The sequence below is a fragment of the Stenotrophomonas sp. PS02300 genome (assembly GCF_029959395.1).
Classification (GTDB): domain Bacteria; phylum Pseudomonadota; class Gammaproteobacteria; order Xanthomonadales; family Xanthomonadaceae; genus Stenotrophomonas; species Stenotrophomonas maltophilia_AD.
In genome coordinates, this window is the sequence record NZ_JASCOP010000125.1 from 1 (window position 1) to 11,727 (window position 11,727).

Below are 11,727 nucleotides of genomic sequence, written 5' to 3' on the forward strand. Positions count from 1 at the left end.
GTAGAAAACATGGATGTTTTCTACAAGCCCCCATGGATGGGTTCACGGCGTGTCCCGCACCCCCACCGCCGACCCGCCATTGCCGATAGAAATGCAGAGCCAAAAGAAAAGGCGGCGCGAATGCGCCGCCTTTTCGGTTTTCAATCCATCAACAACCAGAGATCAACAGCAGCGACCGCCATTGCGGCCGCCGTAACGCGCTTCCTGACGCTCGCGGAAGAACGTCTTGTAGTCCATCGGCGTGCGGTCCGGATGCTTCTCCAGCACGTGCCGCACGTAGTTGTCGTAATCGGGAATCCCGCAGCACAGACGTGCCGTCTGCACCAGGCGCCGCCAGATGCGGCGGTGCGCCTGGTACTGCCCGACCGGAACCAGACCCGTGCTCATCACAGGTCCGCCATCTGGTGCGGCTGCAGCGCCACGTATTCCGTCTCACGGTCCGTGCGCTGCGGCGTACGGCGTGCCACCACGATCGTCTTGATCGCATAGGCCAGGATCGAGAACACCACGAACAGGAACAGCACCGTCAGACCCGTGTTCACGTACGCGTTCACCACGATCTGCTGCATCTGCCCCACCGTCTTGGCCGGAGCCGTGATCGTCCCGCTCGCGATCGCATCCTGGAACTTGTGTGCCTGCGCCAGGAAGCCCTGCGCCGGATTGCTGTCGAAGATCTTGATCAGCCCCGCATACGTCGTGCAGATCAGCAGCCATACCGCCGGCACCGCCGTCACCCACGCATAGCGGTCACGCTTCATCTTGAACAGCACCACCGTACCCAGCATCAGCGCGATACCCGCCAGCATCTGGTTCGAGATGCCGAACAGCGGCCACAACGTCTGGATGCCACCGAACGGATCCACCACGCCCGTGTACAGCAGGTAGCCCCACAGCGCCACGCAGCCCGCCGTCGCGATGATGTTGGCCGTCCACGACTCGGTCTTCTTCAGCGCCGGGATGAAGTTGCCCAGCAGGTCCTGCAGCATGAAGCGGCCCGCACGCGTACCCGCATCCACCGCCGTCAGGATGAACAGTGCCTCGAACAGGATCGCGAAGTGGTACCAGAACGCCATCATCGCGTTGCTGCCGCTCGGGATCGCCTGGTGCAGGATCTGCGCGATACCCACCGCCAGCGTCGGCGCGCCACCCGCACGGTGCAGGATCGTCGGCTCGCCAATCGCCGCCGCCGTCGCCTCCAGCTGCTCCGGCGTGATCGTGAAGCCCCACGTCGTGGTGATGTAATGCGCCGCCGATACCGCATCGGCGCCAATCACCGCCGCCGGGCTGTTCATCGCGAAGTAGATGCCCGGATCGATGATCGATGCCGCTACCAGCGCCATCACCGCCACGAACGATTCCATCAGCATGCCGCCGTAGCCGATGTAGCGCATGTGGCGCTCATTGGCCAGCAGCTTCGGCGTCGTACCCGACGCGATCAGCGCATGGAAGCCCGACACCGCACCGCATGCGATGGTGATGAACAGGAACGGGAACATCCCGCCCTTCCACACCGGACCATCGCCGCTGGCCGCGAACTGCGTCAGCGCTGGCATCTTCAGCTCCGGCATCACGATCAGGATGCCGATCGCCAGCGCCACGATCGTGCCGATCTTCAGGAACGTCGACAGGTAATCGCGCGGCGCCAGCAGCAACCACACCGGCAGCACCGAGGCCACGAAGCCGTACCCGATCAGCATCCAGGTGATCTGGATCCCGGTGAAGGTGAAGGCCGGGCCCCAGACCGGGTCCGCCGCCACCTTGCCGCCGTACCAGATCGCCAACAGCAGCAGGATCAACCCCACCACCGAAATTTCGCCGATCTTGCCCGGCCGGATGTAGCGCATGTAGATGCCCATCAGGATCGCGATGGGCATCGTCGCAATCACCGTGAACATGCCCCACGGGCTTTCCGCCAGCGCCTTCACCACCACCATCGCCAGCACCGCCAGGATGATGATCATGATCAGGAACGCGCCGAACAACGCGATCGTGCCGGGCACCTGGCCCATTTCCTCGCGTACCAGGTCACCCAGCGAACGCCCGTTGCGGCGGCTGGAAATGAACAGGATCATGAAGTCCTGCACCGCGCCGGCCAGGACCACGCCCACCACCAGCCACAACAAGCCGGGCAGGTAGCCCATCTGCGCCGCCAGCACCGGGCCCACCAGTGGCCCCGCACCCGCGATGGCCGCGAAGTGGTGGCCGAACAGCACGTGCTTGTTGGTCGGCACGTAATCCAGGCCATCGTTGTTGATCACCGCGGGCGTGGCCCGGGTGGGATCCAACTGCATCACCTTGTCGGCAATGAACAGGCTGTAGAAGCGATAGGCAATGAGATAGATGGAGACTGCGGCGACCACGATCCACAGCGCGTTGATGTGTTCGCCCCGCCGCAATGCGACGGTGCCAAGACAGAATGCGCCGAGCAGCGCGAGCGCCGCCCAACCCAGCTTGGAAAAACCTTTCATGAGATTGCGTCTCCCTGAAGAACTCCGTAAGGGTCCGCCTTGGCAGTGACCGGGTCAATGCGCGTGCGGAGGCTTGCCGCTAGTACTTTGGTCGTACACGGGTACGAAACACCACGCTTGGAACAATCGGTTGCGGGCATGACGGTTGGCGCCTCCGGGGGCCGCGCCCATCTTGTACCCAGTATCCTCTTGCCGGAGTCAACATGAGCAGCCCAACCCCGGTGCGCGTGGCGCGCACCATCCGTGGCATGGCCACGTCCGACGGCGCCGGCGTGCGCCTGACCCGGGTGATCGGTGGCCCCTCGCTGCCCGACCTGGACCCGTTCCTGCTGCTGGATGAATTCGGCACCGACCGCGCCGAGGACTACATCGCCGGCTTCCCCAGCCACCCGCATCGTGGCTTCGAGACCGTGACCTACATGCTCGATGGGCGCATGCGGCACAAGGACAACCACGGCAACGAAGGCCTGCTCACCCCGGGCAGCGTGCAGTGGATGACCGCCGGCCGCGGCCTGGTGCATTCGGAAATGCCCGAGCAGGAATCGGGGCAGATGCGCGGCTTCCAGCTGTGGGTGAACCTGCCGGCGCGCGACAAGATGACCGACCCGAAGTACCAGGAGTTCGCGCCGGACCGCATTCCGCTGGCGCAGCCGGCGCCGGGCGTGCAGGTCAAGGTGATCGCGGGGCAGGTGGGCGACACGGTGGGCCCCATCGTGCAGCTGGCCACCGATCCGCTGTACTTGGACGTGCAGCTGGACGCAGGCACCGCATGGGACTACGTGCTGCCGGAAGGGCACAACGCGTTCGCCTATGTGTTCGAGGGCGGGCTGACCATTGGCGAGGGCGACGACGCGCGCCCGGTCGACCGCCAGGAAATGGCGGTGCTCGGCGGCGGCGAACTGCTGCACCTGCGCGCAGGCGCCGGTGGTGCGCGGTTGATCCTGGTCGCTGGCCGGCCGCTGCGTGAGCCGGTCATGCGCCATGGCCCGTTCGTGATGAACACCAAGCAGGAACTGATGCAGGCCTTCGTGGATTTCCAGGAAGGCCGCTTCTGACAAGGCACGGAGATGCGTGATATCGCGCATCTCCGTGGGTTTCATCGCTCCGCGGCGACCGCCGACGGATTGAGGTTCATGCCCTGCGACAACGACTGCAGCGTGCGCAGTTCGCTGGCGTCGCTGGGATACAGCGAAATCTGCGCGTAGCGGTTCTTGTCGAACTTGACCACGGTCATGCGGCGGGTGGCATACCCCGGCGGCTGCTGTCCGCCCAGGTCGGGCTGGTACCAGTACAGCGACTCACCGGCGAAGTTGCCCTTTTCCTGGCGCAGCGGACGGGCCAGGGGAATATCCGGATCGCGCCCGGTGAGCATCATGGTCATGACCTCGCGCCCGTCAGCGGCAGTGGCCTTGCAGAGCACATAGGTAGCCGCGGACTGTTCCTGCCACTGCAGGCCGCTGGATTCTGGCAGGGCCGGGCATTTGGCGGCCGATTGCGCCGAAGCGATGCCGGCGGTCAGTGACAGCCCAAGGAATATCAAGGCGTGCAGGATCTTCATGCGTTCCCCCAAGTGTGCAAGTAGCCGTGCCGTCCCCTGCGGGCGCTTCCGGTGGCCAAGCGTTCCCTGGCCGATGTGCTGCGCATGCCCCATGCGCGAACCGGAAGGACCCGTCAGGTGACGGTCTGGTGATTTCGACCTTAACGGAATGTGACCGGATCTTCAAATAACCGTTTCAAATGAATCTGAATCCGGTTAGCGAGGTGGCGTGTCCGCCCCGATCCACTTGTAGGCGATGCCGCCGATCAGGCCGCCCAGCAGCGGGGCCAGCCAGAACAGCCACAGCTGGCCGAGCGCGCCGCTGCCGGCGAACACGGCCACGGCGGTGGAGCGTGCCGGGTTCACGGAGGTGTTGGTGACCGGGATGCTGATCAGGTGGATCAGGGTCAGGGCCAGGCCGATGGCGATCGGGGCGAAGCCGGCCGGGGCGCGGCCGTGGGTAGCGCCCATGATGACGATCAGGAACAGGGCGGTGAGCACCACTTCGCACAGGAAGGCAGCGGCAACGCTGTAGCCGCCGGGCGACAACGGGCCGTAGCCGTTGCTGGCGAAGGCACCGGCCTGGCTGCCGTCGATCTGGAAGCCGGGTGCGCCGGAGGCGATCTGCAGCAGGATGAAGCCGGCCAGCAGGCCGCCCAGTACCTGGGCGACGATGTAGGGCAGCAGGTCGCGCGCGGGGAAACGGCCGCCGACCCACAGGCCGACGCTGACGGCGGGGTTGAAGTGGGCGCCGGAGATGTGGCCGAACGCGTAGGCGCCGGTCAGTACCGTCAGGCCGAAGGCCAGTGCAACGCCAAGGAAACCGATGCCCAGCGGGTTGCCGTCACCGCCGAACTTGGCGGCGAGGACGGCGCTGCCACAGCCGCCGAGAACCAGCCAGAAAGTGCCGAGGAATTCGGCGGCCAGACGCTTGCCCATGCTCATTGGTGATCTCCACGAGAATCCAAGGGGAATGCACGGTGGAAATCACGGGGCGTGATGGTGCGCGGTCAGCGCTCCGGCAGTGGAATGAATTCCTTGTCGTCGCCGGGAATACTGCCGAAAGCCCCCGATTCCCAATCATGCTTGGCCTGCTCGATGCGTTCCTTGGAGCTGGAGACGAAGTTCCACCAGAGGTGGCGCGGTCCGTCCAGCGGTTCACCACCGAGCAGCATGGCCTTCAACGGGGTCTTGGCGCGTAACCGGCCACGGGCGCCGGCTTCGGGAATGATCAGGTGCTGGGCGGGCAGGTCGACGCCGTCGAGCTGGGCCTCGCCTTCAAGGATGTAGAGGGCGCGTTCGACGTGGCCGGTATCGAGGTCGAGTTCGGCGCCTGGGTCGAGATCGATGGCGACGTTGAGGGTGTCGGCAAAAACCTTCACGGGAGATTCTTCGCCGTAGGCGCGGCCGGCGATGACGCGCAGCCAGGCGCCGTTGCGCTTCTGCTGGGGCAGGGTGGCGGCGGCGTGGTGGTAGAAGGCGGGGTCGGTTTCTTCGAAGCTTTTCGGCAGGGCAACCCAGGTCTGCATGCCGTGGATGGGGTGGTCGTGTTCGCGTTCGACCGGCGGGGTCCGTTCGGAGTGGGAGATGCCGCGGCCGGCGGTCATCCAGTTGACGTCGCCGGGGCGGATCACCTGGTCGGAGCCCAGGGTGTCGCGGTGGCCGATGGCGCCGGACCAGAGGAAGGTGACGGTGGCCAGGCCGATGTGCGGGTGCGGGCGGACGTCGATGCCGGCGCCGGCGCCCATGACGGCGGGCCCCATCTGGTCGACGAACACGAACGGGCCGACGCTGCGCGCCTGGATGCTGGGCACGGCGCGGCGGACTTCGAGGCCGCCGATGTCATGGACACGCGGGGCGATGATGGTCGTCATGCGGGCTTTCTCGCTGGCGGGGACAGGTCGAAAGGATGGCATGCGGGTCGGCCCGGTGCATGGCCCGTTCGGGTAACAGGTTGTTTCGTTTGCAATGGCGTCACGACGCCGGTAGGTACCGACCGTTGGCCGGTAATGCTCTTTGCACGGTCGCGCATCACGCCAAGAGCCCTGGTCTGCGAATGTCCCTGGCTTGGGCCGGCGGGTGCGGGTTTGCGGGGGACGCCGTAAACCCATCCATGGGGGCTTGGTCGCCGCATCCATGCGGCTCACACCCCCGCAAACCCACCCCCGCCGACCCGTTGACGCGTGGTCGGTGGACAAGGGAAAAGCGGTAGGTACCGACCGTTGGTCGGTACTGGCGATGCACGGACAAAAACGCCACCTTTCGGTGGCGTATCTGCTCGATCAATCGATTCTTAGATCACCGGTTCGCGCAGCACCGCCGCGTCCCAGCCCGGGCGCGGGGCGAAGCGGTCGCCGTAGCGTTGCTGGAGCGCCTTCAGACGTTCCACCAGCGCGTCGGCGCCGGTGGCGCGGATGTGCTGGATCGGGCCGCCGCGGAACGGGGCGAAGCCGGTGCCGAAGATGACGCCGGCGTCGAGCAGGTCGGCATCGGCCACCACGCCTTCGTGCAGGCAGGCGACGGCTTCGTTGAGCAGGGGCAGGATCAGGCGGTCCTCAAGATCGGCCGGGGCCTGGTAGTTGGCGGGCACGTCCGGCTTCTGGGCGCGGCCGTTGTCCCACTTGTAGATGCCCTGGCCATCCTTCTTGCCGCGCTTGCCCGGTTCGACGGTCTGCAGGGCAGCGGGGATCTGCAGGCCCAGGAACGGGGCCAGTTCCTTGCCGACGCCGGCGGCGACGTCCAGGCCGACGGTGTCGAGCAGTTCGATCGGGCCCATGGGCATGCCGAACTTGACGGCGGCCTTGTCGATGACCGGGCCGGGCACGCCTTCGGCGTAGGCGGTGGCGGCTTCGAGCATGTACGGGAACAGGACGCGGTTGACCAGGAAGCCGGGGGTGCCGGCGACGGGCACCGGGAACTTGCCCAGCGCCTTGCAGAACGAGGCGAGGCGGCGTTCGGTTTCCGGGGCCATGCCGTCGTGGTGGATGATTTCCACCAGCGGCATCTGGGCGACGGGGTTGAAATAGTGCAGGCCGGCGAACTGGGCCGGGCGCTGGATGTGGTCGCGCAGTTCCACCAGCGGGATGGAGGAGGTGTTGGTGGTCAGCAGGGCGTCGGCCTTCATCTTCGGCTCGAGCGTCTGGTACAGCCCACGCTTGGCTTCGGCGTCTTCGATGATGGCTTCGATCACCAGGTCGGCCACGGCAACGCCGTCACCGGCGAGGTCGGCCTTGAGGCGGGCGGCGACGGCGGGGCGCTTGCTCTCGTCGCGCACTTTCTTGGCGAACAGGGCCTGGGCGCGCTCGATGGCCGGGTCGATGAAGCGCTGTTCGCGGTCCTGCAGGGTGACCTCGAAGCCCTTGTAGGCCGACCAGGCGGCGATGTCGCCGCCCATCACGCCGGCACCGACCACGTGCACGTGGCGGATGCCGTGGTCCTTGCCGCCCAGGGCCTTGAGGCGCTCGGTCAGGAAGAAGATGCGGATCAGGTTGCGCGCGGTCGGGGTGCCGGCCAGCTTGACCACGGCGCGGCGTTCGGCGTCCAGGCGGGCCTGGATGCCGCTGCCACCGGTGCGTGCCCAGGTGTTGATCAGGGCATACGGAGCCGGGTAGTGGTCTTTCTTGGCCTTGCGCGCGACCTGCTTGGCCATCTGCGGGGCGAGCAGCCTGCGCGCCAGCCAGGTGTTGGTGGCCCAGGCGGTCAGGCGCTGCTTGAACGGGCGGGTGGTGCCGGACAGGCCCAGTGCGACGGCGGTATCGAGCAGCACCGCCGGGGCGACCACTTTGTCGACCAGGCCGATGTTGCGGGCGGCCGATGCCGACAGGTTGCGGCCGGTCAGCATCATGTCCATGGCGGCGGGGGCGCCCACCAGCTGCGGCAGGCGCGCGCTGCCGCCCCAGCCCGGGAAGATGCCCAGCTGGGTTTCGGGCAGGCCGATCCGGGTGGAGGGATCGTTGGAGGCCACGCGGTAGCGGCAGGCCAGGGCCAGCTCGGTGCCGCCGCCGAGGCAGTGGCCGTGGATGGCGGCCACGGTCGGGCAGGGCAGCTCGGACAGCTTCTGGTAGGTGGTCTGGCCACGGCGGATGGCGTCGTTGACGATGCCGCGGCGATCGAATTCCTGGAATTCCTTCAGGTCCGCACCGGCGATGAAGCCGGCCGGCTTGATCGACTGCACCACCACCGCCTTGGGCGGGTCCAGCGCAAGGCGTTCGACCAGGTCGCCCAGTTCCAGCAGCACGTCCTGCGACATCGCATTGACGCTGCTGTCGTGGCGGTCGAGGCTGAGCACCACGACACCATCGTCACGGATCTCGGGGTGCCAATGTGAGAAACGGAGCCCATCGAAGCCTGAGAGCATGGAGGCGTTCCATCCGGTTGTGTATGGAGAAGGGGGCTATGATCCAGAGGTTGTTTCCTCCCCGTCAAATCCCTATAGCTGGGGGTAGGAGCACCCGGTTCATGGCCGTGGTCTGGAACCTTAACGGAACGGTGGTTAAAAGCTGGTACGGCGCGCGGTGATCGGCGCTGAACTTTTCCCGGGATTGGCAGTCTCATTGCCCGACGTCGGTTGGGCTGACAGGAGTGCGGCCCCCCATGGCCGAGGTTGAAACACCACAGGAGCTGGACCTGGAGCTGGTCCGGCGCGTGCAGCGCGGCGAGAGTGCGGCGTTCGATGTACTGGTGCGCAAGTACCAGCATCGGATCATCGCGCTGATCGGGCGCTACATCGCCGACTGGAGTGAATGTCAGGACGTTGCCCAGGATACGTTCGTCCGCGCTTACCGCGCGATCGGCAGTTTCCGCGGCGATGCCCAGTTCTATACCTGGTTGCACCGGATCGCCGTGAATACTGCCAAGAACCATCTAGCCGCCCACAACCGCCGCCCGCCCACCGATGACATCGAGATCGGGGACGCCGAACAGTTCGACAGCGGCACCCGCCTGCGCGACACCGACACGCCCGAACGCGAGTTGATGCGCCAGGAGCTGGAGCAGACGGTGATGAAAGCGGTATCGGCGTTGCCGGAGGAATTGAGATCGGCCATCACCCTGCGCGAGGTTGAAGGCCTGAGTTACGACGAAATCGCGCAGAAGATGGGGTGCCCGATCGGCACCGTGCGGTCGCGGATTTTCCGCGCCCGCGAGGCGATCGACACTGAACTTCGGCCGCTGCTGGATATCGGCAGCGCCACCCGCGAGAAGAGCCGCGTATGAGCCACGAGATGCCTGACAAATTCGATGCCCACCACCGCCAGCAGCTGTCCGCGCTGGTCGATGGAGAGCTGCCGCTGGAAGAGGCGCGGTTCCTGCTGCGCCGCCTGGAACACGATGAGGACCTGTCCGGTTGCCAGGAGCGCTGGCAGCTGCTGGGCGATGTGCTGCGCGGGCAGGCCTGCGCGCCGGCCCCGCTGGGCTTTGCCGACCGCATCCAGGCGGCTGTCGCGGCCGAGCCGGCCCCGGTTGTCGCCGCAGCGCCGGCCCCGCGCCAGCGTCGTGGCGGCCTGCTGCGCTGGGGCGGTGGTGCCGCGCTGGCCGCCTCGGTGGCTGCCATCGCGCTGTTCATGAGCCGCGAACAGTTGCCCGGGCAGGCCCCGCTGGAGCAGCCGACCACCATCATCGCCAGCCAGGCGCAGCTGCCGCCGGCACCGCCGCGCGCGCCATTGAACACTGCCGTGGTGGCCGATGCCGCCCTGGCCGTGGCCGCCGTGCCGGCCGCAGCGGTCAATGCGCGCCGTGCCAGCGCCACCCGCACCCAGCAGGCCGCCGCGCGCAGCGTGGCCAGCCGCAGCGCCGAACCGGTGCGTGCGGTGGCCAGCCAGCCCGCACTGGCCCCAGTGGTACCGCCTGCCGATGCCCGCACCCTGCCATTCGGCGAGGTCGGCAACCTGCAGGCGCGGCCGTGGCCGCGCTCGACGGTCGGCAGCAGCGGGGCGCTCAATGCCAGCTTCTCCACGCAGGAGCCGCAGGCGGCGTTCTATCCGTTCGAACCGCGCCTGCAGGAAGACGCCGCCGGCACGCCGCCGGTACGTCGCCAGCGCGACTGACGTTTGCCTCCATTTCCGCCATCCAGGCGCTGCACGCTCGGTGCAGCGCCACCCCTTCCCCTGAACATCCCTGACCCGGAGGCTCGAGTCTGATGACCGCCCGTATCCGCACGCACGCCATGGCCCTGCTGGCCATCACCCTTCCACTGGTGGCCTGTGCCCAGTCGCCCAGCCCCACCGCCCCTGCGGCGCAGGTGGCCGCCGCCCCGCGTGCGCCGGCCGCACCGCTGGTCAGTGGCCTGCCGGACTTCACCAACCTGGTGGAGCAGGTTGGGCCGGGGGTGGTCAATATTGAAACCACCATCGTGCGCAGCAACCGCCAGGCGCGCGGCGCCGGCCCGGGTCCGGGTCCGGGCGACGACGAGATGCCCGAGTTCTTCCGCCGCTTCTTCGGCCCGGACTTCCAGATGCCGGGCCAGCCCGGTGGCGAGGATGAAGGCCCCAGCATCCGCGGCCGCGGCATGGGCTCGGGCTTCATCATCTCGCCCGACGGCTACGTGCTGACCAACCACCATGTGGTGGCCGACGCCGGCGAAGTGAAGGTCAAGCTGGGCGACCGCCGCGAATTCACCGCCAAGGTGATCGGCAGCGACCAGCAGTACGACGTGGCCCTGCTCAAGATCGATGCGAACAACCTGCCGACCGTGCGCGTGGGCGATTCCAACACGCTCAAGCCGGGCCAGTGGGTGGTCGCGATCGGCTCGCCGTTCGGCTTGGACCACTCGGTCACCGCCGGCGTGGTCAGTGCGGTCGGGCGCAGCACCGGCGGCCAGGACCAGCGCTACGTGCCGTTCATCCAGACCGACGTGGCGATCAACCAGGGCAACTCGGGCGGTCCGCTGCTCAATACCCGCGGTGAAGTGGTCGGCATCAACTCGCAGATCTTCTCCGCCTCGGGCGGCTACATGGGCATCAGCTTCGCGATCCCGATCGACCTGGCCATGGGCGCGGTCGACCAGATCAAGAAGAACGGGCGCGTGAGCCGTGGCCAGCTGGGCGCGATCGTGGGTGCCATCACCGGCGACGTGGCGCAGGGCTTCAACCTGCCCGACAGCCGTGGCGCGCTGGTCAACGAACTGGTTCCGGGCAGTGCCGCCGCCAAATCCGGGCTGGAAGTGGGCGATGTGATCCGCTCGGTCAACGGCACCCCGATCAACACCTTCAGCGACCTGCCGCCGCTGATCGGCGCCCAGGCGCCGGGCAGCAAGGTCCGTCTGGGCGTGCTGCGTGACGGCCGCGAGCGTGAGATCACCGCGACCCTGACCGAGCTGGCCGAGGATGCCGCCCGCGGCACCGCCGGTCCGGCTGCTGCCGACGCGGCGCCGCAGGTAGGGGCCAACGCCCTGCTGGGCCTGGACGTGGCCGACCTGACCGCCCCGCAGCGCCAGCAGCTGGGGCTGGACGCGGGCGAGGGCGTGCGCATCACCACCGTCAAGGGCCAGGCCGCCCGCGATGCCCGGTTGTCGCCGGGCATGGTGATCCTGCAGGTCGGGCGCACCCAGGTCGGCAGCGTGGCTGCGCTGAACAAGGCGCTGGCTGGCTACAAGAAGGGCGACGTGGTGATGCTGCTGGTCCGCGCCGGCGGCAACAGCGCCTTCGTGGCGGTCAAGACCGGGCAGTAAACCCCGTCGCTGCTGCGTTTCCGGGCCCGCTTCGGCGGGCCCGGTCGTATTTGGCC

Annotated in this window: 10 protein-coding genes; 4 read left to right on the forward strand and 6 right to left on the reverse strand. The window is 67.4% G+C overall.

Annotated elements, in window-relative coordinates:
* Positions 1–162: 162 nt before the first annotated feature.
* Together QMX79_RS17205 and QMX79_RS17210 are read right to left on the reverse strand one after the other, a co-directional pair.
* Complete coding sequence (locus tag QMX79_RS17205; RefSeq protein ID WP_068853636.1) at positions 163–387, reverse strand: CstA-like transporter-associated (seleno)protein; 225 nt, start codon at positions 385–387, stop codon at positions 163–165.
* On the reverse strand, positions 387–2,468 hold the full coding sequence (locus QMX79_RS17210) for a carbon starvation CstA family protein (protein WP_095364418.1): 2,082 nt from the start codon (positions 2,466–2,468) through the stop codon (positions 387–389). The genes QMX79_RS17205 and QMX79_RS17210 overlap by 1 nt, the downstream gene beginning before the upstream one ends.
* A gap of 203 nt (positions 2,469–2,671) precedes the next feature.
* Here QMX79_RS17210 and QMX79_RS17215 point away from each other — a divergent pair, with 203 nt between their 5' ends.
* A complete protein-coding gene (locus tag QMX79_RS17215) occupies positions 2,672–3,523 on the forward strand; it encodes a pirin family protein (RefSeq protein ID WP_282247825.1) in 852 nt (283 codons plus the stop codon).
* Positions 3,524–3,564: 41 nt separating this feature from the next.
* Here the strand turns inward: QMX79_RS17215 and QMX79_RS17220 are convergent, their stop codons facing one another.
* From QMX79_RS17220 to QMX79_RS17235, 4 genes are all read right to left on the reverse strand, one after another.
* A complete protein-coding gene (locus QMX79_RS17220) occupies positions 3,565–4,026 on the reverse strand; it encodes a hypothetical protein (RefSeq protein WP_282247826.1) in 462 nt (153 codons plus the stop codon).
* 195 nt (positions 4,027–4,221) lie between these two features.
* Positions 4,222–4,950 carry an aquaporin Z gene (aqpZ, locus tag QMX79_RS17225; protein ID WP_282247827.1) on the reverse strand — a complete coding sequence of 243 codons (729 nt, stop codon included), beginning with the start codon at positions 4,948–4,950 and terminating at the stop codon, positions 4,222–4,224.
* Positions 4,951–5,015: 65 nt separating this feature from the next.
* Positions 5,016–5,879, reverse strand: coding sequence for a pirin family protein (locus QMX79_RS17230; RefSeq protein WP_282247828.1), 864 nt, complete (start codon positions 5,877–5,879; stop codon positions 5,016–5,018).
* A 419-nt stretch (positions 5,880–6,298) separates the two neighbouring features.
* Positions 6,299–8,362, reverse strand: a complete 2,064-nt coding sequence (locus QMX79_RS17235) for a 3-hydroxyacyl-CoA dehydrogenase NAD-binding domain-containing protein (protein ID WP_282247829.1) — start codon at positions 8,360–8,362, stop codon at positions 6,299–6,301.
* A 236-nt stretch (positions 8,363–8,598) separates the two neighbouring features.
* On the opposite strand from QMX79_RS17235, the gene rpoE reads away from it, so the two are divergent.
* The 3 genes from rpoE to QMX79_RS17250 all read left to right on the forward strand — a co-directional run bounded on the left by rpoE (position 8,599) and on the right by QMX79_RS17250 (position 11,671).
* Positions 8,599–9,219 carry an RNA polymerase sigma factor RpoE gene (gene rpoE / locus QMX79_RS17240; RefSeq protein ID WP_282247830.1) on the forward strand — a complete coding sequence of 207 codons (621 nt, stop codon included), beginning with the start codon at positions 8,599–8,601 and terminating at the stop codon, positions 9,217–9,219.
* Between the two features lie 8 nt (positions 9,220–9,227).
* Positions 9,228–10,049, forward strand: coding sequence for a sigma-E factor negative regulatory protein (locus QMX79_RS17245; protein WP_282247831.1), 822 nt, complete (start codon positions 9,228–9,230; stop codon positions 10,047–10,049).
* Positions 10,050–10,141: 92 nt separating this feature from the next.
* Positions 10,142–11,671, forward strand: a complete 1,530-nt coding sequence (locus QMX79_RS17250; RefSeq protein WP_282247833.1) for a DegQ family serine endoprotease — start codon at positions 10,142–10,144, stop codon at positions 11,669–11,671.
* The last annotated feature ends 56 nt before the right edge of the window (positions 11,672–11,727 follow it).